Below are 19,654 nucleotides of genomic sequence, written 5' to 3' on the forward strand. Positions count from 1 at the left end.
CCAGCCCCAGACGGCCCGCAGTTCCCCGCGGCGCTCACATCAACGGCGCTCCGCGCGGAGCGCGATCGCCCGCTCCACGATCGCCTCCAGCTGCTCGTGGTGCGCACCCCTCCAATAGGCCCGGCCGCACGCCGTGCACTGCGCGAACACGTCATACGACGCATGCGTGCCGTGCTTCAACTGGTCGGCGACCTCATCCTTGGTCGCCTCACGCAGCACCCCGTTACAGGCGGTGCACCGCGTCCAGGGAAGGAGCTCGGGCCGGAACCGGTCCAGGAAGTCCCGGAGCTGCTCCTCGGGCCGGGTGCTGTACACGAACGCCCCGGCCCACAGCTCCCGCCGCCGCAGCAACCCCCGGTCGCGGCTCAGCATCACCCGCTGCTCGGCGGCCGACAGCGCGGCCAGCGCGGGGTCGCCGATGTCGGTCGACTCATAGGCGGTGTCCACACCGAGCAACCGCAGCCGGCGGGCCAGCGTGCCGAGGTGCACATCGAGGAGGAAGCGCAGGGGAGCGCCCGGGACCTTCTGGGGGCGTGCGACGGACCGTACGGTCACGGACTCGCCGCCCGCCGGGACGTGGGAGAAGGGCACCTCGCGGCCGTCCACGACCAGGGCGCCCACCTCGGTCAGCGGTACGCCCAGCGACTCGACGACATGGCCGAGGCTGGAGACGCCGTCGGTGGCGGCCCGTACGGTGCCCGCACTCCGGGCCCGGGGGACGAACACATGCAGCTCGGGGGCGAACTCGACGTGGATCTCGGGACCGTTCACCGGGTCAGGATGACACGGCGAGGGGCCGCCGCCTCAGGGTTTTCCGGTCGGCAGGCCGTGTTCCAGGACGTCGAGGGCGCGGTCGACGAGGTCCCGGATGTCGTCGCGGTGGCCGGTCTCGGCCCAGTAGTGGGAGACCTCCATCAGCCCGCCCATCACGGACATGGCGAACACGCGGAGCTCCAGACCGTCGGGATCGAGGCCGGAGCGTTCCGCGAGGACGGTGCGGAGCAGTTCGCCGGTGGCCGCGGTGCTCTCGAGCATGCGGGCGCGGACCGCCGGAACCTCGACCCCGAGCCGTGTCCGCAACCGGGTCACCTCGGGTTCCTCGGCGAGGCTCAGGTCGAGTGCCCTGCGCATCACATGCCTGAGGACATCGGCCCACGACTCGTCCTCCGGACGGGCCCGCAGCTCCTCCAGCATCACCGGGTCCCACTCGTCGGTGACGACGATGTCCTCCTTGGCAGGGAAGTACCGGAAGACGGTCGACGGCGACACCTCGGCACGGTCGGCGATCTGCTCGATCGTCGTGGCGTCGTAGCCCTGCTCCTCGATCAGCGCGTAGGTCGCGCCGCGGATCGCCTGGCGGGTCTTGATCTTCTTCCGCTCCCGGAGTCCCAGCGGGGGGCGGTCGGCGGGGGTGGTGCGCGGGGCCGTCATGACATGACAGTAACTGTCAAAAGGCATTCACTGCCTACGCGTGCTGGTACGCCACCAGTGAGATCCCCACGTAGTGCGTGATGAAGGCCGCCAGGGTGAAGGAGTGGAACACCTCGTGGAAGCCGAACCAGCGCGGTGACGGGTTGGGCTTCTTGATCCCGTAGACCACGCCGCCCGCGCTGTAGAGCAGCCCGCCGACGATGACCAGGACGAGAACGGCGATCCCGCCGGTCCGCATGAAGTCCGGCAGGTAGAAGACGGCCGCCCAGCCCATCGCGATGTAGCACGGCGTGTAGAGCCAGCGCGGGGCGCCGACCCAGAAGACGCGGAAGACGATCCCGGCCGCCGCGGCGGCCCAGACGCCCCACAGCAGCCACTGACCCTTCGCGCCCGGCAGGAGCAGCATGGTCAGCGGTGTGTAGGTGCCCGCGATGATCAGGAAGATGTTGGCGTGATCCAGACGGCGCAGCACGCCGTCCATGCGCGGACTCCAGTTGCCCCGGTGGTACAGCGCGCTCACGCCGAACAGCAGGCACGCCGTCAGTACGTAGATACCGCAGGCGACGCGACCTCTGGACGAGTCGGCGAGGGCGGTCAGCACCAGGCCCGCGACGAGAACGGCCGGAAACATGCCGAGGTGCAGCCAGCCGCGCAGCTTGGGCTTCACCGGGTGCGGCAAGGAGAGCGCCACCGGGCCACGGCCGTCGGCCGGCGTATCCGAGGGCGCGTCGGGGACGAACGCAGTCATGGCCGAATGGTAGCTACGGAACCGTAAGTGACCTATCAGTCCAGCTGATTGGCCGACGAAGAGTGGCCATCCTCTCACCGTCGCCGAACGATGGTTACGCAAACGGACGGTCATATGAACCCAACGTGCACGCAAAGCGTCGTGAGAAACCGTGGCGATCCTCACGTTGCTCACCTGTGCGCTCCTCTGGACAGATGGGCGCGGACGTCGGATGATCAAATGAGTGCGGTCGGCACCGGATGAGCGCCAAGTTTCACCGTGAAGCATCCGGGTCGCAGCCCCCACGGGGCCTCCACATCACCAAAAATCCCTCATTTAGGAGCAATCGTGGCGCGCGACATCGCGGCTCCCACCGTCCCCACCACTCACCAGGGGTTGATCTCGTGGGTCAACGAGATCGCCGAGCTGACCCAGCCGGACAACGTGGTCTGGTGTGACGGATCCGAGGCCGAGTACGAGCGCCTGTGCGGGGAGCTCGTCGAGAAGGGCACCTTCCGGAAACTCGACCCGATCAAGCGCCCCCACTCCTACTACGCGGCCTCCGACCCCACCGACGTCGCCCGCGTGGAGGACCGGACGTTCATCTGCTCCGAGAAGGAGGAGGACGCGGGCCCGACCAACCACTGGAAGGCCCCCGCCGAGATGCGGGAGATCTTCCAGGGCGCCGAGGGCCAGGGCGGGCTGTTCCGCGGCTCGATGCGCGGCCGGACCATGTACGTCGTGCCCTTCTGCATGGGCCCGCTCGGCTCGCCGCTGTCCGCGCTCGGCGTCGAGATCACCGACTCGGCGTACGTCGCCGTCGCCATGCGCACGATGACGCGCATGGGCCAGGCGGTGCTGGAGGAGCTCGGCTCCGACGGCTTCTTCGTCAAGGCCGTGCACACCCTGGGCGCCCCGCTGGAGCCCGGCCAGGAGGACGTCCCCTGGCCCTGCAACCAGACCAAGTACATCTCGCACTTCCCCGAGGACCGCGAGATCTGGTCCTACGGCTCCGGCTACGGCGGCAACGCCCTGCTCGGCAAGAAGTGCTACGCCCTGCGCATCGCCTCCGTGATGGCGCGTGACGAGGGCTGGCTGGCCGAGCACATGCTGGTCCTCAAGCTCACCCCGCCGCGCGGCGAGGCCAAGTACGTCGCCGCGGCCTTCCCGAGCGCCTGTGGCAAGACCAACCTCGCCATGCTGGAGCCGACCGTCCCCGGCTGGACGGTCGAGACCATCGGCGACGACATCGCCTGGATGCGCTTCGGCGAGGACGGCCGGCTCTACGCCATCAACCCCGAGGCGGGCTTCTTCGGTGTCGCGCCGGGCACCGGCGAGCACACCAACGCCAACGCGATGAAGACGCTCTGGGGCAACTCCGTCTTCACCAACGTCGCCCTCACCGACGACAACGACATCTGGTGGGAGGGCATGACGGAGGAGACTCCGGCCCACCTGACGGACTGGAAGGGCAACGACTGGACCCCGGAGTCCGGCGTCCCGGCCGCCCACCCCAACGCCCGCTTCACCGTCCCGGCCTCGCAGTGCCCGATCATCGCGCCGGAGTGGGAGGACCCCAAGGGCGTGCCGATCTCGGCGATCCTCTTCGGCGGCCGCCGCGCCACCGCCGTACCGCTGGTGACGGAGTCCTTCGACTGGAACCACGGCGTCTTCCTCGGCGCCAACGTGGCCTCCGAGAAGACCGCCGCCGCCGAGGGCAAGGTCGGCGAGCTGCGCCGCGACCCCTTCGCGATGCTGCCGTTCTGCGGCTACAACATGGGCGACTACATGGCCCACTGGATCGATGTGGCCAAGGACAAGGACCAGTCCAAGCTGCCGAAGATCTACTACGTCAACTGGTTCCGCAAGGACGACCAGGGCAAGTTCGTGTGGCCCGGCTTCGGCGAGAACTCCCGTGTCCTGAAGTGGATCGTGGGGCGCCTGGACGGCACGGCCGAGGGCGTCGAGTCGCCGATCGGCGTCCTGCCCGCCAAGGGCGCCCTCGACACGGACGGCCTCGAACTGTCCGAAGCCGACCTGGACTTCCTGCTCACGGTCGACAAGGAGGTCTGGCGCGAGGAGGCCGCGCTGGTCCCCGAGCACCTCAACACCTTCGGCGAGCACACGCCGAAGGAACTGTGGGACGAGTACCGCGCGCTGGTGAAGCGCCTGGGCTGAGACCCGCACCCAAGACTCCGCGGCCGGTCTACCGAGAGTGCCCTGACCAGCAACATCGTCACGGCCGGCCGCGGTGACAGCAGTACCGGAGGCAGGGGTTCGCACAACGGCGTGCGAGCCCCTGCCTTCGTCGTTCCCGTCGCGCCCCCTTGCTCACCGAATCTTCACACCTGTTTCATGCTCTACAGGCGCCCCACCGGTCCCGGTGGGGCCGCGAAACAGCCTGTGGGGGGCACAGTTGAATACCGCACACCGTTCCAGACGGCTCGCTGCCACGCTGTCCGCCGCGTTACTCGCGGGGACCGGACTGACCGTCGCCGCCGCACCCGCGGCGCACGCGGCGGCCTCGGACGCCGTGGCCAAGCTGCCGATCTCGTCGTACTCGGCGCTGGCCGTCGACAACGTCCACCAGCGCGTCTTCGTGGCGGACAGCAACGTCGGCTACTACCTCAACTCCGGCACCATCGCCGTCTACAGCTTCGAGGGCGAGCGCCTCACCACCCTCACCACCAACCAGGCCCATGTCTCCGGCCTCGCGGTCAGCGCCGACGGCAACACGCTGTACGCGGGGCTGCGCGAACGTATCGAGGCCTTCGACACCACCACGTACCAGCGCACCACCGTCGCCTCCGTCAGCACCGACACCTGCGGCCGGGAGGTCGCCCAGTCCGGCGGCCAGCTCTACTTCACGACGCCCTACGCGTCCGCGACCTCCCAGTGCGCCACCGCCGAGACCCACCTCGACGGGATCGTGAACGGCCAGCACACCCGCACCGGCTGGAACGACTACGGCGATCTGCTGCTGGAGGCCGGCGCCGGGGACCGCATGCTCATGGGCCAGCCGCTGGGCGCGAAGGCGGCCGACCCCTTCCTCGCCGTGTACGACACCAGTGACGGCGCCCTCGTCCGCAACGCCGCGCGGCGCTTCGCCGACGGTCAGGGCAACGGCGCCCTGAACCTCAAGGACCTGGCGTTCTCCGCCGACGGCGGCAAGGTCGCCCTCGCCGACGCCACGGCCGGCACCAGGCTGCTGAACACCGGCGACCTGTCGGACGCGGCGACCGGCTACCGGGCTCTGCCCGACGGGGCCACCGCCAGCGCGGTCGCCTTCAGCGGCGACGGCAAGTACATCGCCCGCGGAGCGTCCGCCACCGGTGCCGTGCCCGACCTGCTGGTGCAGCCCGCCGACCCGGGCGACTCCACCACCCCGCTGGAGTTCGTCTTCGAGGGCAGCCTCGACGGCGACCGGGTCGTGCCGCGCGGCATGGAGTGGGCGGCGGACGGGTCCCGGCTGTTCGCGGTCACCACCAACGCGGCCGGCGGTCAGTACTGGCTGCACATCATCAAGCCGCCCGCCGTCCAGTACGACGCCCGCTTCACCGGCGGCCTCACCCACAGCCCCGGCCAGGCCGTGGCGGGCGAGCCGCTCGCCGTGCGCGGCCGGCTGGAACACGACGGGCCGGCGCCCGCCGAGCCGCTGAAGGTGAAGGCGACCCGCACCGACGCGAGCGGCACCCACGATCTGGGCACCGCCACCGTCAAGGCGGACGGCACCTTCACGGTCCTCGACGAGCCCGACCGCCTCGGCGAGGCCACGTACACCGTCTCCTACCTCGGCGACCTGACCCACCGTCCGGCCACGGACATCACCCACACGGTGACGGTGGGCAAGGCCTCCAGCGCGATCGCCCTCACCGCCCCCGACGAGGCGACCATGTCCGGCGGCATCGAGATCACCGGCACGTTCACCGCCCAGGGCAAGCCCCTGGCGGACCGGGCGGTACTCAAGGTCGTCCGCGAGGACCGCCTCGGCACCGGCACGCTCTCGTCGGTGACCGTCGCCGCGGACGGCACCTTCACCATCAACGACATCCCCCGCACCCACCGCGACGTGACCTACACGGTCAGCTGGCCGGGCGACGCCCTGCACGAGGCATCGACGGCGTCGGCGGAGGTCTACGTCAGGCGCTAGGGATCATCGAGCAGTGCAACAACCTTGTCCGGAAGCTCGGCGGCGGGTGAGGTGGTCGCCATGACCTCCTCGTACCCCGCCGCCCTGCCCCTGCTGCTCTGCCTCGTCGTCGCCGCCGTGACCGCCTTCGGTCTCGTCGGGTACGGCCTCCCCGCGGTCAGCAGGGGCGGCCCGGGAGGCGTGGCACGCGGCGGTGCCGCGCTCGCCGGGGCCCTCGCCGCGGTCGCCTGGGTCTGGGGCCTGGTGTCGCTCTTCCTCGACGAGAGCGGCACCGCCCAGGCCTGCCAGGACGCGAACCCTTCGCTGTACGGGCAGGTGAGCGGCTACAGCGTGTCCTACCTGCCGCCCGCCCTCGACTGCCGCATGTCGTCAGGTGGTTCGTACGCCGCGGCCGTCCCCGGCTTCGTCGCGCCCGTGATGACGGTCTGTGCGGTGACCGCGGTGACGCTCGCTCTGATCGCCCTCACCCGTCGAAGCATTGCGCCGCTGAGCGCGGCAAGTCGGTGCTGTGGCGCCCGGTCCGCGCGTCGCTGCGGGTGCGCGCGGACCGGGGCCGTCGAAGGGAGCCCGTGACGGGCTCAGTGGGACGTGAGTGTGCGCGGCTCCAGAGCCGCCGAGTGGGCATCCATGCACTCGGCGGCAAGGATGGCGGCGGCGGTATCGGCCCGGGACGCGGCGACGACCAGCGCACGCCCCGCCAGGGCGTGAGCCCGCCGGTGGAGCGCCACGGCGCTCCGCTCGCGCCGGCCCCTGGACGCGCGGGTGGGCGTACGCCCACCCCTCAGCCGGGCCACCTGCTCCGTGAGCCGCTCCGCCGAGGCGTCCAGGCCGGCCGACGGTGCCGCGGTGCGCAGTTCGTCGGTGACGGCGAGCAGCGCGGCGAGATGGCCCGCGAGCTGGATGTCCAGCTCTTCCTCACGCGATCGGTGGGGGAAGTCGGCGGTGGTGCCGGCCATCGTGCTGTGGACCGACTTGGCGCGGATCGGTTCGTACATGGGACGGCCTCCTGAGTGCTTCAGGAAGCCATCCTAGCTTAGATTTCGTCTAAAGTTGAGTTGTTCACAAAACCGGACCGGCTGCACACACAGTGTGAGCGCGGTCTCCGGTCAGGGCTGGCTGTAGCCGTCCAGGAAATGCCCGATCCGGCTCATCGCGTCCCGCAGGTCACCGACCGACGGCAGGGTCACCACCCGGAAGTGGTCCGGCTCCGGCCAGTTGAAGCCGGTGCCCTGGACGACCATGATCTTCTCGCGCCGGAGCAGGTCCAGGACCATGCGCCGGTCGTCCTTGATCTTGAAGACCTTGGGGTCGAGCCGGGGGAAGAGGTACAGCGCGCCCTTCGGCTTCACGCAGGTCACGCCCGGGATCTGGGTGAGCAGCTCGTACGCCACGTCCCGCTGCTCACGCAACCGGCCGCCCGGCAGTACCAGGTCGTTGATCGTCTGGCGTCCGCTGAGCGCCGCGACCACGCCGTGCTGGCCCGGCATGTTGGCGCACAGTCGCATGTTCGCCAGGATCGTCAGGCCCTCGATGTAGGAGTCCGCGTGCGCGCGCGGCCCGGAGATCGACATCCAGCCGACGCGGTAGCCGGCGACCCGGTACGCCTTCGACATGCCGTTGAAGGTGAGGGTGAGCAGGTCGGGGGCGACGGCGGCGGTCGGGGTGTGCGTGGCCTCGTCGTAGAGGATCTTGTCGTAGATCTCGTCCGAGCAGACCAGCAGGTTGTGGCGGCGGGCGATGTCGGTGAGCCCCTTGATCATCGCCTCGTCGTAGACGGCCCCGGTCGGGTTGTTCGGGTTGATGATCACGATCGCCTTGGTGCGGTCGGTGACCTTGCGCTCGACGTCGGCCAGGTCCGGCATCCAGTCGGCCTGCTCGTCGCACCGGTAGTGCACGGCGGTGCCGCCGGACAGGGAGACGGCGGCGGTCCACAGCGGGTAGTCGGGCGCCGGTACGAGGACCTCGTCGCCGTCGTCGAGCAGCCCCTGCATCGCCATCACGATCAGCTCGGAGACGCCGTTCCCGATGAAGACGTGCTCGACGTCCGTCTCGATGCCGAGGGTCTGGTTGTGCATGACGACCGCGCGGCGTGCGGCCAGCAGCCCCTTGGCGTCCCCGTACCCGTGTGCCGAGGACACGTTCCGGAGGACGTCCTCCAGGATCTCGGGCGGACATTCGAAGCCGAACGCCGCCGGGTTGCCGGTGTTGAGCTTGAGGATGCGGTGACCGGCCGCTTCCAGTCGCATCGCCTCCTCGAGCACCGGGCCCCGGATCTCGTAACAGACGTTGGCGAGCTTGGTCGACTGGATCACCTGCATGTCAGGGAGCTTACGGCCCGGTAACGCCCCGCGGCTCGTGTTTTCCGCCACGTGAGACACGGCAATTTGGGTCGATATCGCCGCACGCTGTCCCACCAGCACCTTCGGTACCTAGAATGCGCCGCCATGTCCAAGCCATCCGAGTACGCCGACGGAGCGACGAGCGGCGAGCCGCCGGGCCCGCCGCCGAACGTGTACCTGCCGCGGGCCGCACCGCCCCCGGAGTACGACGCGTACGCCGATCCGGCGGCGGCGCACGGCTGGCAGGAGGCCGGCGACACCGCGGACTCCCGGGATGTGGAGACCGACCGGGCCGCCGAGTACGGCTCGGCCGCCGGGTACGGCTCGGCCGCCGGGTACGGCGCGCCCGCCGAGCACGGCTCGCCCGCCGATGGCGCACGGACCGAGCGCGGCACGGACGTCAGGCGTCACACGGTGGACGCGCCCGGTGCCGCCCCCGCGCCCGGCCCGGCCGACACCCGCGAGCTGCCGGCCGTGCCGGGGCACGGCCGGTCCGGTCCGAGCCGCCGCTCCCGGCGGCGCCCGGGGCCGTGGCGTACCCGGCGCGTGGCGGTCGCGGCCGGGGCCGTGGGAGCCGTGTCCGCGGCAGCGCTGATCGCGGGTCTCTCCTTCCCGGACTCGCCCTCGGGCAGTCCACATGACGGCGAGGGCGGCCGGACGGGCCCGACCGCGGGGGAGTCGCCGTCGGCGACGCCCGGGGGCCCCGGCCCCGCGACGCCCCCGAACGCCCCGCTCTCAGGCCGGCCGTCGGATGGGGACGAGCCGTCCGGCGCCGCGTCCGCGAGCCCGTCCGGCGCGACGAGCCGGAACCCGTCCGACTCCGGGAGTCCCTCGGCCGGCGACTCCACGCCCGGCGCCCCGGCGTCGTCCGACCCCACGGCCGCCACGTCGGCCCCGGGCAGGTCCGGGGACAAGCCCGGACGCGGCCCCGGAGGCACCAAGGGACCCAAGTGACCGGTCGGTCAGGGGGTTTGAGTAGGGTCGGGCGGAACTGACCGGCCCCGGACGGCAACAACTCCTTGCCCCGCCCGCCTTGCGACGATCACAATGCGCATGACAACACTGCGGGCGGCCGGAAGTTTTCCGGCCGCCTCCGTCGCAAGAGGGGACCCCCCATGAGAAAACCTCTCGCCGCCGCGTTCTTCGCCCTGGCGATAGCCGGGGCCGGCGCGGCTCCCGCGACCGCTGCCGATGCCGCCCCCCAGGGCGTCGGCAAGGCCGCGGACACGGGCAAGGTCACGTCCGCCGTCTCGGACGTGGTCACGTCCGCAACGGAGACCCTGTCCGGGCTCAGGAGCCCGTCGGCCAAGGCTGTGAACTTCGCCGGCACCGTCGCGCTCAGCAACTGCTCCGGCTCCGTCGTGCGGATGCCGGACTCCGAGGACAACGACCCGGCTCTGGTGATGACCAACGGCCACTGCCTCGACGGCGGCTTCCCCGGCCCCGGTGAGGTCCGCGTCGACCAGGCCTCCAGCCGTACCTTCGGCCTGCTCAACGCCTCCGGCTCGCGCGTGGCCACCCTGCGCGCCGCCAAGCTCGCGTACGGCACGATGACCGACACGGACGTCGCGTTCTACCAGCTCACCACCACGTACGGGCAGATCAAGAGCTCGTACGGCATCAACGCGCTGACGCTGAACGACTCGCACCCGGTCGCCGGCACCGCCATCAGCATCCCCTCGGGCTACTGGAAGCGGATCTACAGCTGCGACATCGACGGGTTCGCCCACAACCTGAAGGAAGGCGACTGGACCTTCAAGGACTCGGTCCGCTACACCTCCGCCTGCAACACCATCGGCGGCACGTCGGGCTCGCCCATCGTCGACCAGGCCACCGGCAAGGTCGTCGCCATCAACAACACCGGCAACGAGGACGGCGAGCGCTGCACGGTGAACAACCCCTGTGAGGTCGACGCGAACGGCGAGGTGACCGTCCGCAAGGGCATCAACTACGGCCAGCAGACCTACCAGGTCCCGGCCTGCTTCGGCACCGACAGCAAGCTCGACCTGCACGCGAGCGGCTGCACCCTGCCCAAGCCGTAAGGCAGGGTGCCGGGCCGGGTGGTCACCCGCGGGCGGTTCCGCGCACCGCCCGGCCCGCCAGGACGTCCGTACGCCGGCCGTCCTCGATCACGAAGCGGCCGTCGACCAGGACGTACGGGATGCCCGTCGGGAGCGTGCGGGGTTCGGAGAAGGTGGACCCCGCCGCTACCGTCGCCGGGTCGAAGAGGACCAGGTCCGCGACGTACCCCTCGCGCACCAGGCCCCGGTCCGGCAGCCTCAGCCGGGCCGCCGGGCGCGAGGTGAGGTGCGCGACGCACTCCTCCAGCGACAGCACCCCCAACTCCCGCACGTAGTGCCCGAGATAGTGCGGGAAGGTGCCGTAGGCGCGCGGGTGCGGCTTCGCGCCCTGGAGGATGCCGTCCGAGCCGCCGGTGTGCACCCGGTGGCGCATGATCGCCCGGACGTTCTCCTCGTGGCCGACGTGCTGGAGGATCGTCGGGGCCAGCCGGTCGGCCAGCAGCAGCCCGCGCGCGGTCGTCCAGGGGGTCTCGCCCCGCACGTCCGCCGACTCCCGGACCGTCCGGCCGACGAACTCGGCCAGGGCCGGATCGCCCACGCCCGAGATCTCGATGGTGTCCCACTCGATGGGCACACCGTGACAGCCGTCCGAGCCCGTGACCTCCAGGTCGTGGCGGATCCGCTCGGCCGTCTCCTCGTCCGCCAGCCGCTTCAGGGCCGCCTCGGGGCCGCCCTCGTTCGCCCAGCTCGGCAGCATGGCCGCCAGCGTCGTGCAGCCCGGCGTGTAGGGGTAGGTGTCGAGACTGATGTCGGCCCCGGCCGCCAGCGCCTCGTCCAGGAGGGACAGCAGCTCCGGCGCCCGGCCCTTGTTCACGCCGAAGTTCATGGTGGCGTGGGCGAGATGCAGCGAGCAGCCCGCCTGACGGGTCAGCGCGACCATCTCCCGGTACGCCTCCAGCGCGCCCGCGCCGTAGGAGCGGTGGTGCGGGCAGTAGTAGCCGCCGTACGACGCCACCACCCGGCACAGCTCGGTCAGTTCGGCGTCCTGCGCGTACATCCCGGGCGTGTACGTCAGCCCGGACGACATGCCGACCGCGCCCTGCTCCATGCCCTCGGCGACCAGCCGCCGCATCCGGTCCAGCTCTTCGGGGGTCGCCTCGCGGTCCTCCCAGCCGACGGCGAGCGCGCGGACCGTGCCCTGGGGGATCAGATAGGCCGCGTTGACCGCGATCCCGCGGTCCAGCCGGTCCAGGTACTCACCCACCGACCGCCAGTCGAAGTCGATGTCGTCACCGGAGCCGTTCCACCCGGCGATCGCCCGGCGCACCTCGCCGAGCGTACGGTCGTCGACCGGCGCGTACGACAGCCCGTCCTGGCCGATGACCTCCAGGGTGACGCCCTGCGCGGCCTTGGCGCTGTGGTCGGGGTCGCGCAGCAGGGCCAGGTCGCTGTGGGCGTGCATGTCGACGAAGCCGGGGGAGAGGACAAGCCCCTCCGCGTCCAGCTCCCGGCGCGCCTTCGGCCGCTGGCATCCGGCGGCGGCCGCCTCCTTGACGATCGACACGATCCGGCCGCCGCCGACCACGACATCGGCCCGGTACGAGGGTCCGCCGGAGCCGTCCACGACCTCGGCGTCCCGGATGACGAGCTCTTCCATCGCGCGGGCCTCCTAGAAGAACGTACGGACGTAGTCGACGACCGTGCCGTCCGCCGCCACGACCGGGATCAGCTGCCACTTGTCGAACGACGTGCACGGATGGGACAGACCGAGACCGACCCAGTCCCCGACCTCCAGATCCGCCTCCGGCGTGGTGCTCAGCCAGGCGTGCTGGTCGGACAGGCCGGTCACCGACACCCCGGTGGCCGGGCGCTCGGCGCCGTCCCTGCGGACCACCTGCGCGAAGGGCAGATCGAGGTCGTAGGCCGCGTCCCGCTTGCCCGCGTTGACGAAGGCCTGCTCGGCGGAGGGCCGTGACACCACCTGCGTCCACAGGCGGAACGCCGGCTCCAGGGCGCCCTCCTCGGGGACCCGGTTGAACGGGGTCAGCTTGCGGTAGTGGCCGTCGTCGTGCGAGACGTAGGCGCCCGAGCGCAGCAACCTCAGCACGGGACGGGAGAGCCCGGGGATCTCAGCGAAGACCTCGGCGACCGCGTCGAACCAGGCGCTGCCGCCCGCGCTGACGACGATCTCGTCCAGGCCCTCGAAGCGCCCCGCCTCGTCGAAGCCTGCGGCGAGCGCGACCAGCCGCCGCAGCCACGCCGTCACCCGCTCCTGGTCGGCCTTCGGCACCTCGCCCTCGTAGCCCGCGACACCGACGAGCCGCAGGGTCCGGGTGCGCGCCACCGCGTCCGCGACCGCCGCGCACTCCGCCTCCGTACGGACCCCGGTCCGGGCGCCCTCCCCGGCGGCGAGTTCGACGACGACGTCCACCGGCCGCACGGAACCGCCGAGGGCCGCGTCCATCAGCTCCACCCCGCGCACGGAGTCGACGTAGCAGACGAAGCGGAAGTCCGGGTCGGCGTCCAGCTCGGCGGAGACCCAGCGCAGGGACGCCGCGTCGACCAGCTCGTTCGCGAGGAAGATCCGCCGGGTCCCGAACGCGCGCGCCACCCGCGCCTGGTGGGGGACCGCCAGGGTGATGCCCCACGCCCCGTGCTCGATCTGCCGCTGGAAGAGCTGCGGCGCCATGGAGGTCTTGCCGTGCGGCGCGAAGGCCAGGCCGTGCCGGGCCGCGTACGTCTCCATGAGCCTCAGGTTGTGCTCCAGACGCTCGGCGGACAGCGCGAGCACGGGCGTGGCGAAGCCGCCGGTGAAGAGGTTGCGGCGCTGGTCCGCCAGCTCGCCCACCGTCAGTCCGTCGGCGTCCGGCGGGAGGCCCTTGAAGCGGTGGTCGACGCGCTCGGCGGCGAGCCGGGCGAGGGACTCGGCGGCGGTGTCGGCTGGCATGGAGCCTCCTGATCAGCTGTGTTGCATTCTCTGCAATCTGCATTGCGTATGTCGCTGAACGCTGTCTAACATCTCGGCCACCCGCGGTCAATGAAACGGCCACCGGCCACCGGCCACCCCGACGCCTCGACGAGGAGCTACGAGCATCGTGACCCCCACCGGACCCTGCAACGCCCCCGACGTCGTGGACGTCGTCGCGCTCGGCGAGTCCATGGTCACGTTCCTGCCCTCCCGGCCGGGGCGGCTCGCCGACGTGCCCTCCTTCGACCGTGGCATCGGCGGAGCGGAGTCCAACGTGGCGTGTGTGCTGGCCGCCGCCGGGCATTCCGTGCGGTGGGTGAGCCGGGTGGGCGACGACCCCTTCGGTGATCACCTGGTCGAGGCCGTCGGCGGGTACGGGGTCGACGTGGCACACGTCCGGCGCGACCCCGGCCGCCCCACCGGCATCTACTTCCGCACCGCCGGGGACCGGGCCACCGACGCGCATGAGGTGGCGTACTACCGGGCCGGTTCCGCCGCGTCCGCGATGAGCGTGACGGACCCCGATCCGGCGGCGGTGCGCGCCGGGCGCGTGCTGCACCTCTCCGGGATCACGCCCGCGCTCTCCGCGAGCTGCCTGGACCTGATGCGCGAGCTGACCGCCCGCAGGCCCGGCCGCCCCCTGGTCTCCTTCGACGTCAACCACCGGCCCGGACTCTGGGGCGACACCGACGCCCCCAAGGTGCTGCGGGACCTCGCGCGGGGCGCCGACCTCGTCTTCGTGGGACAGGACGAGGCCTGGGGGCTGCACAGTCCCGAGGCCGTCCGTGCCGCCCTCCCCGAACCCGAGGTGCTGGTCGTCAAGCAGGGCGCCGCGGGAGCCACCGTCTTCGAGAGGCGGGACGTCACCTTCGTGCCCGCCCCGCGGGTCGACGTCGTCGCCGAGGTCGGCGCCGGCGACGCCTTCGCCGCCGGGTTCCTCTCCGCCACCCTGCGCGGCCTGCCCGTCCGGGACCGGCTGCGGCACGGGCATCTGATGGCCGCCGCCGCGCTCACCGTCCCCGGCGACCACGCCACGCCCCCTTCCCGGGAGCACGCCGACCGGCTCGCCGCCCTGGACGACGCCGCATGGGGGAGACTGCGACTCGGCCCGGGCTGGACCGCTCAGGCACAGCGGGCCGACGAGGAGGTACGTACGCCATGAGCCAGACCGTCGACCGCGCGCTGAGCATCCTGCCGCTGCTCGCCGAGGGCCCCGCCGACCTGGGGCAGGTCGCCGACCGCCTCGGCGTGCACAAGTCCACGGCCCTGCGCCTGCTGCGCACCCTCCACGAGCACGGCCTCGTCTACCGCCAGTCCGACCAGCGCTACCGCCTCGGCGCCCGCCTCTTCGCGCTCGCCCAGGAAGCGATGGAGAATCTCGACGTCCGCGAGATCGCCCACCCCCACCTGGTCCGCCTCAACGAGAGCTGCGGCCACACCGTGCACCTCGCCGTGTACGAGGAGAACGAGGTCCTCTACATCGACAAGGTCGAGAGCCGCTACCCCGTGCGGATGTACTCCCGGATCGGCAAGCCCGTCGCCATCACCGTCGCCGCGGTCGCGAAGCTGCTGCTCGCCGACCTGCCCGAGCACGAGCGGCGGGCCGTGACGGAGAAGCTCGACTACCCCACGTACACGTCCCGTTCGACACCCAGCGCCGGCGCGTTCCTGCGCGAGCTGGAGAAGGTGCGCGAACAGGGCTGGGCCACCGACCTCGGCGGCCACGAGGAGTCCATCAACTGCGTCGCGGCGCCCATCCGCGGCGCCGACGGCCGGGTCGTCGCCGCGATGTCGGTCTCCGCGCCGAACGTCGTCGTCACCGCCGACGAACTCCTCACCCTCCTGCCGCTGGTGCGCCGTACGGCGGACGCCATCAGCGGGGAGTACTCCGGCAGAACACCAGTGAAGGGCACCGTATGACGGACAAGATCGCACTCACCCCGAAGACCCACACCACGCCGCCGGCGAAGTTCTCGCACGGTGTGAAGAAGGGCAACATCCTCCAGGTCGCCGGCCAGGTCGGCTTCCTGCCCGCCGAGGAGGGCAAGGCGCCCACGCCCGCCGGGCCGACCCTGCGCGAGCAGACCCTCCAGACCCTGGCCAACGTCAAGGCGATCCTGGAGGAGGGCGGCTCCGGCTGGGACGACGTGATGATGATCCGCGTCTACCTCACCGACGTCGACCACTTCGCCGAGATGAACGCGATCTACAACGCGTACTTCGAGGAGCAGGGCCTGACCCAGCCGCCCGCCGCGCGCACCACGGTCTACGTCGGCCTGCCCGCGGGTCTCCTCATCGAGATCGACGCGCTGGCCGTACTCGGCTGACCCACCCCCCCCGTTTGTTGAGGCGCGGCGCCTTCGGTGCGCCGCGCCGCGCTCCCCCCTACCCAGAAGCTGCATGCATTTACGTAGAGGACCCCCGAATGTCCCTTCCGCTCGCCGCGTCCGCCCCTGCCGAGGCCCCACCCCACACCGGAGGCCTGCTCCTCCTCGTGGACGGCACGGCCGGACTGCTGCTCACCGCCGCCCTCGGTATCGGGCTCCTGCTGTTCCTCATCATCAAGACGAGACTTCAGCCGTTCGTCGCGCTGCTCGCGGTCTCCATAGCCGTCGGCCTCGCGGCCGGTCTGTCGGTCACCGAACTCTTCGGCACGGTCCAGAAGTCGGACGCCGTCTCCACGATCGAGTCCGGCATGGGCGGCATCCTCGGCCATGTCGCGATCATCATCGGCCTGGGCACCATGCTCGGCGCGATCCTCGAAGTCAGCGGCGGCGCCGAGGTGCTGGCGGGCCGTCTGCTCGGCCTGTTCGGCGAGAAGCGCGCCCCGCTCGCCATGGGCCTCACGGGCCTGATCTTCGGCATCCCGGTCTTCTTCGACGTCGGCATCTTCGTCCTGGCACCGATCGTCTACGCCGCCGCCAAGCGCTCGGGCAAGTCGATCCTGCTCTACTGTCTGCCCCTGCTCGCCGGCCTCTCCGTCACCCACGCCTTCCTGCCGCCGCACCCCGGCCCGGTGGCCGCGGCCGGTCTCCTCCACGTGGACCTCGGCTGGGTCATCCTCATGGGCGTCGTCTGCGGTCTGCCCGCCGTGCTGGCCGCGTGGGCGTACTCGGCGTGGATCGGCCGCCGCATCTTCGTCGCCGTGCCGCAGGACATGGTCGAGGCCTCGGAGGAGGCCAAGCAGGCGGTCCTCGACGAGCAGCGGGCGACCGGCACCGAGCCGCGCGAGCAGCCGGTCTCCCTCGGCACGGTCCTGGGCATCATCGGCACCCCGCTGGTCCTGATCCTGGCCGCGACCTTCTCCTCGATCGCCCTCGACCCCTCCACGCTCCGCTCGGTGATCGAGTTCTTCGGCAACCCCTTCGTGGCGCTCACCCTCGCCCTGTTCCTCGCGTACTACCTGCTCGGCATCCGGCGCGGCTGGTCCCGCAAGTCACTGGAGACGGTGTCCACGGCGTCCCTCAAGCCGGTCGGCAACATTCTGCTGGTCGTCGGCGCGGGCGGCGTCTTCGGCGCCGTCCTCAAGGCCAGCGGCGTCGCCCAGGCGCTCTCCGACACGTTCAACGACGTGGGCCTGCCGGTGATCGTCCTCTCCTACCTGATCTCCGTGGTCCTGCGGGTCGCCCAGGGCTCGGCGACGGTCGCCATCGTCACGACGGCGGGCATCGTCGCCCCGCTCCTCTCCGAGGGTGACCACTCCCAGGCCTTCGTCGCCCTGGTCATCATGTCCATCTCGGCCGGCTCCATCTTCGCCTCGCACGTCAATGACGGGGGCTTCTGGATGGTGGCGAAGTACTTCGGCATCAGCGAGCGGGACACGCTCAAGACATGGACGGTGCTGGAGAGTGTGCTCTCGGTCGCCGGGTTCGTCGTGGCGGCGGTTTTGAGCCTGTTCGTGTAGGCGTCTCATAACGATGCCGGGGCTGGCTGTGTGCGGCACAGGTTTGTCGACCATACTGCTCCGCTGTGGAGCAGCGCATAGGTTCGAGCAGCCAGCCCCTGGAAGGCGCCGGATTCGACCCGGCCTTCATCCCCGGGCTCACGTCACCCGCGTCCGGACGGACGGAGCCGGAGGACGACGGGCCGGAGAAGGAACCCGAGGTCGCGGAGGCCGAAGACGCCGAGGAGGCCGAGGTATCGGGGGAGGCCGAAGAGGCCGCCCCGGAGCCGGTGGAGGACGCCGCACCGGAAGGCGGTCCCGTCTTCGAGGCCTCCGACCGCCGCGCGAAACTGGTCGCCGACCACAGAGGCGTACGCCTCTTTCTGGACGACCAGGAGTGCGAGTTCCGCTGGGACGAGATCGGCGCGGTCGAGACGGAGACCGCCCGTTTCGGCAAGCGCTACACCGTCACCGTCCACACTCCTGACCGGCGCTGGTACCCGATCGAGATCGAGGCACCGGCCAGGAGCCGTTTCACGGAGTGGGACGAGCAGTTGGACGCTGTTCTGGACGCCTACTTCGACGAGAACGCCGAGTAGGGGCGCGAGGCGTGGCGGATGTGCGGCTCCGCCGCGTGGGCGCACCTAACTGCAGTACTGAGTCTCCTTCCCGATGGACCGGTACATGCAGTCGGCGTTCTCGAGCAGTTGCAACACCGCATCGCGGTTACGCGAGGTCTCCCGCTCGATCACCTCGTCGGGCGGGTAGAACCCACCCCCACCGGACCTCGGATACATCTCGAACGTGTACCCGAAGATCTTGTGGGTGCCCCAGAGGTAGTCGTCGATCGACCCGTCCGTGATGTACAGGTCGCTGGACTGCTCCGCCGTGTAGCCGTTGCTCGCGGCCATCTTCTGCCCGACCGCCTTGAACGCCGCGTTGTCGTCCGCGGTCATCCCGGTCGTCGTGTCCGAGTACGTGTAGCCGAACGGCCACAGCACCAGCTCGCTGTATGTGTGGAAGTCGACACCGGCCCTGATCTGCTGCTTGCCGCCGACGACCCGGCTGCGCACGAAGTCGGCGACGACCTTCACCTCGGGCGCGGACTCCGCCGCCGTGCCCCGGTAGGTGTCGGAGGACGCCGAGCCGGAGGAGCCGCCGCAGCAGCCCCAGCGGTAGTTCCAGTTGCGGTTCAGGTCCGTGCCGACGTACGACGAACCCGAGTTGGGCTGGCGGTTCTTGCGCCACGAGCGGTACGACCCGGTGGCGATGTCGTACTCGCCGCCGTCCGGGTTGAGGTCCGGGACGATCCAGATCTCGCGGTTGTTCACCATGCCGGTGACGCGTGAGTCGGAACCGTAGTCGGAGGTCAGCTCGCGCAGCAGATAGAGCGCCATCTCGACGGTCAGGTGCTCGCGGGCGTGCTGGTGGTGCGTGAACAGCACCTCCGGCTCGGCCTCGTCGGTGGCGACGTTGTCGCTGATCTTGAGGGCGACGATGTCCCGGCCCTGGTACGACTTGCCGATCACGCGCCGGCTCGCGATCGACGGGTTGGCCGAGACGATCGAGTTGATCTCGGTCGTCATCTCCGCGTAGTTGTGGTAGCGCGAGTCGGCGGACGGGAAGTCGTAGATCCGGACGTCGTCCTCGCCGGCGGACCGGTCGGGCACCGCGCCGAGCGCGGTGACCTCGTAGCCCAGTGCGCGCAGCTTCCTGATCTGGTCCGCGCGACCCGAGACGACGACACCGTGACCATGGGACTCGTCCACGGTCACGCCCGTGCGCTGAAGTGCCGTGCGGTCCTTGGCCGTCGCGTGCAGATGGACCTCGTACTGCCTGACGTCATCGGCCGAAGGGGCCGCCTTGGGGGCGCTGTCGGCGGTGGCGTCCGGCGCCGTCGCCGACAGGGGCGCCGCTAGGGCGAGTGCGAGAAGGGCGGCGAGGGCGGCGGTGCGTCTGCCGGTGCCGGCCCCGGAGCCTCGTATGCGAAGTCGCATGAAATCTCCTTGTGGGAGGTGGGGTTGTTCGTGCGACGTACGTAGTGCGGGTGGCGCACATCGTTCTGCTAATGGCATGAGCAGGTCAAGACTGAAAGCGGTCGCGCAGTGTACGCGTGCGGTGCGGCGGTCGAGGTG

Annotated in this window: 18 protein-coding genes; 10 read left to right on the forward strand and 8 right to left on the reverse strand. The window is 70.9% G+C overall.

What is annotated here, in order from left to right; genetic code table 11:
- Window positions 1–39: 39 nt before the first annotated feature.
- From ACIBK5_RS35865 to ACIBK5_RS35875, 3 genes are read right to left on the reverse strand one after another with little or no spacing between them, the layout of a single operon-like run.
- Window positions 40–771: a Mut7-C RNAse domain-containing protein gene (locus ACIBK5_RS35865; RefSeq protein WP_399026363.1), complete on the reverse strand. Its 732-nt coding sequence runs from the start codon at window positions 769–771 to the stop codon at window positions 40–42.
- 33 nt (window positions 772–804) lie between these two features.
- Window positions 805–1,431, reverse strand: a complete 627-nt coding sequence (locus ACIBK5_RS35870; protein WP_399026365.1) for a TetR/AcrR family transcriptional regulator — start codon at window positions 1,429–1,431, stop codon at window positions 805–807.
- A 34-nt stretch (window positions 1,432–1,465) separates the two neighbouring features.
- Window positions 1,466–2,179 carry a hemolysin III family protein gene (locus ACIBK5_RS35875; protein WP_399026367.1) on the reverse strand — a complete coding sequence of 238 codons (714 nt, stop codon included), beginning with the start codon at window positions 2,177–2,179 and terminating at the stop codon, window positions 1,466–1,468.
- Window positions 2,180–2,506: 327 nt separating this feature from the next.
- On the opposite strand from ACIBK5_RS35875, the gene ACIBK5_RS35880 reads away from it, so the two are divergent.
- The 3 genes from ACIBK5_RS35880 (at window position 2,507) to ACIBK5_RS35890 (ending at window position 6,881) form a co-directional block, all read left to right on the forward strand.
- Window positions 2,507–4,336, forward strand: coding sequence for a phosphoenolpyruvate carboxykinase (GTP) (locus ACIBK5_RS35880; protein ID WP_399026369.1), 1,830 nt, complete (start codon window positions 2,507–2,509; stop codon window positions 4,334–4,336).
- 238 nt (window positions 4,337–4,574) lie between these two features.
- A complete protein-coding gene (locus ACIBK5_RS35885) occupies window positions 4,575–6,308 on the forward strand; it encodes an Ig-like domain repeat protein (protein WP_399026371.1) in 1,734 nt (577 codons plus the stop codon).
- Between the two features lie 60 nt (window positions 6,309–6,368).
- Window positions 6,369–6,881, forward strand: a complete 513-nt coding sequence (locus ACIBK5_RS35890) for a hypothetical protein (RefSeq protein WP_399026373.1) — start codon at window positions 6,369–6,371, stop codon at window positions 6,879–6,881.
- 5 nt (window positions 6,882–6,886) lie between these two features.
- Here the strand turns inward: ACIBK5_RS35890 and ACIBK5_RS35895 are convergent, their stop codons facing one another.
- Together ACIBK5_RS35895 and ACIBK5_RS35900 are read right to left on the reverse strand one after the other, a co-directional pair.
- Window positions 6,887–7,303 (reverse strand): hypothetical protein, encoded by a 417-nt coding sequence (locus ACIBK5_RS35895; protein WP_399026375.1) that lies wholly within the window; start codon window positions 7,301–7,303, stop codon window positions 6,887–6,889.
- A gap of 111 nt (window positions 7,304–7,414) precedes the next feature.
- Window positions 7,415–8,626: a pyridoxal phosphate-dependent aminotransferase gene (locus ACIBK5_RS35900; protein WP_399026377.1), complete on the reverse strand. Its 1,212-nt coding sequence runs from the start codon at window positions 8,624–8,626 to the stop codon at window positions 7,415–7,417.
- Between the two features lie 126 nt (window positions 8,627–8,752).
- On the opposite strand from ACIBK5_RS35900, the gene ACIBK5_RS35905 reads away from it, so the two are divergent.
- Entirely contained in the window at window positions 8,753–9,601 is an 849-nt protein-coding gene (locus ACIBK5_RS35905; RefSeq protein WP_399026379.1) for a hypothetical protein, read from the forward strand.
- A 161-nt stretch (window positions 9,602–9,762) separates the two neighbouring features.
- Window positions 9,763–10,689, forward strand: a complete 927-nt coding sequence (locus ACIBK5_RS35910) for a serine protease (RefSeq protein ID WP_399026382.1) — start codon at window positions 9,763–9,765, stop codon at window positions 10,687–10,689.
- A gap of 22 nt (window positions 10,690–10,711) precedes the next feature.
- On the opposite strand, the gene ACIBK5_RS35915 is transcribed toward ACIBK5_RS35910, so the two are convergent.
- Window positions 10,712–12,325, reverse strand: coding sequence for an amidohydrolase family protein (locus ACIBK5_RS35915; protein ID WP_399026384.1), 1,614 nt, complete (start codon window positions 12,323–12,325; stop codon window positions 10,712–10,714).
- 12 nt (window positions 12,326–12,337) lie between these two features.
- Window positions 12,338–13,615, reverse strand: coding sequence for an amino acid deaminase (locus ACIBK5_RS35920; RefSeq protein ID WP_399026386.1), 1,278 nt, complete (start codon window positions 13,613–13,615; stop codon window positions 12,338–12,340).
- 148 nt (window positions 13,616–13,763) lie between these two features.
- Between ACIBK5_RS35920 and ACIBK5_RS35925 the strand changes: the two genes are divergently transcribed.
- The 5 genes from ACIBK5_RS35925 (at window position 13,764) to ACIBK5_RS35945 (ending at window position 18,118) form a co-directional block, all read left to right on the forward strand.
- Entirely contained in the window at window positions 13,764–14,798 is a 1,035-nt protein-coding gene (locus tag ACIBK5_RS35925; RefSeq protein WP_399026388.1) for a sugar kinase, read from the forward strand.
- Window positions 14,795–15,556, forward strand: a complete 762-nt coding sequence (locus ACIBK5_RS35930) for an IclR family transcriptional regulator (RefSeq protein ID WP_399026390.1) — start codon at window positions 14,795–14,797, stop codon at window positions 15,554–15,556. Before ACIBK5_RS35925 ends, ACIBK5_RS35930 begins: the two co-directional genes overlap by 4 nt.
- Complete coding sequence (locus ACIBK5_RS35935; RefSeq protein ID WP_184591008.1) at window positions 15,553–15,963, forward strand: RidA family protein; 411 nt, start codon at window positions 15,553–15,555, stop codon at window positions 15,961–15,963. The genes ACIBK5_RS35930 and ACIBK5_RS35935 overlap by 4 nt, the downstream gene beginning before the upstream one ends.
- Before the next feature lie 98 nt (window positions 15,964–16,061).
- Window positions 16,062–17,540 (forward strand): GntP family permease, encoded by a 1,479-nt coding sequence (locus tag ACIBK5_RS35940; RefSeq protein WP_399026393.1) that lies wholly within the window; start codon window positions 16,062–16,064, stop codon window positions 17,538–17,540.
- A gap of 65 nt (window positions 17,541–17,605) precedes the next feature.
- Window positions 17,606–18,118, forward strand: a complete 513-nt coding sequence (locus ACIBK5_RS35945; protein ID WP_399026395.1) for a hypothetical protein — start codon at window positions 17,606–17,608, stop codon at window positions 18,116–18,118.
- 45 nt (window positions 18,119–18,163) lie between these two features.
- Here ACIBK5_RS35945 and ACIBK5_RS35950 read toward each other — a convergent pair whose 3' ends face one another.
- Entirely contained in the window at window positions 18,164–19,516 is a 1,353-nt protein-coding gene (locus tag ACIBK5_RS35950) for a M14 family metallopeptidase (RefSeq protein ID WP_399026397.1), read from the reverse strand.
- Window positions 19,517–19,654: the final 138 nt, after the last annotated feature.

It is taken from the genome of Streptomyces sp. NPDC050546 (genome assembly GCF_044457425.1).
Taxonomy (GTDB): domain Bacteria; phylum Actinomycetota; class Actinomycetes; order Streptomycetales; family Streptomycetaceae; genus Streptomyces.

Bases quoted from the DNA above. Each gene is read 5' to 3' on its own strand.
- ACIBK5_RS35870 (WP_399026365.1), bottom strand. From the start codon at position 1,431: ATGACGGCCCCGCGCACCACCCCCGCCGACCGCCCCCCGCTGGGACTC.
- ACIBK5_RS35875 (WP_399026367.1), bottom strand. From the start codon at position 2,179: ATGACTGCGTTCGTCCCCGACGCGCCCTCGGATACGCCGGCCGACGGC.
- ACIBK5_RS35890 (WP_399026373.1), top strand. From the start codon at position 6,369: ATGACCTCCTCGTACCCCGCCGCCCTGCCCCTGCTGCTCTGCCTCGTC.
- ACIBK5_RS35895 (WP_399026375.1), bottom strand. From the start codon at position 7,303: ATGTACGAACCGATCCGCGCCAAGTCGGTCCACAGCACGATGGCCGGC.
- ACIBK5_RS35900 (WP_399026377.1), bottom strand. From the start codon at position 8,626: ATGCAGGTGATCCAGTCGACCAAGCTCGCCAACGTCTGTTACGAGATC.
- ACIBK5_RS35905 (WP_399026379.1), top strand. From the start codon at position 8,753: ATGTCCAAGCCATCCGAGTACGCCGACGGAGCGACGAGCGGCGAGCCG.
- ACIBK5_RS35910 (WP_399026382.1), top strand. From the start codon at position 9,763: ATGAGAAAACCTCTCGCCGCCGCGTTCTTCGCCCTGGCGATAGCCGGG.
- ACIBK5_RS35915 (WP_399026384.1), bottom strand. From the start codon at position 12,325: ATGGAAGAGCTCGTCATCCGGGACGCCGAGGTCGTGGACGGCTCCGGC.
- ACIBK5_RS35920 (WP_399026386.1), bottom strand. From the start codon at position 13,615: ATGCCAGCCGACACCGCCGCCGAGTCCCTCGCCCGGCTCGCCGCCGAG.
- ACIBK5_RS35930 (WP_399026390.1), top strand. From the start codon at position 14,795: ATGAGCCAGACCGTCGACCGCGCGCTGAGCATCCTGCCGCTGCTCGCC.
- ACIBK5_RS35935 (WP_184591008.1), top strand. From the start codon at position 15,553: ATGACGGACAAGATCGCACTCACCCCGAAGACCCACACCACGCCGCCG.
- ACIBK5_RS35940 (WP_399026393.1), top strand. From the start codon at position 16,062: ATGTCCCTTCCGCTCGCCGCGTCCGCCCCTGCCGAGGCCCCACCCCAC.
- ACIBK5_RS35950 (WP_399026397.1), bottom strand. From the start codon at position 19,516: ATGCGACTTCGCATACGAGGCTCCGGGGCCGGCACCGGCAGACGCACC.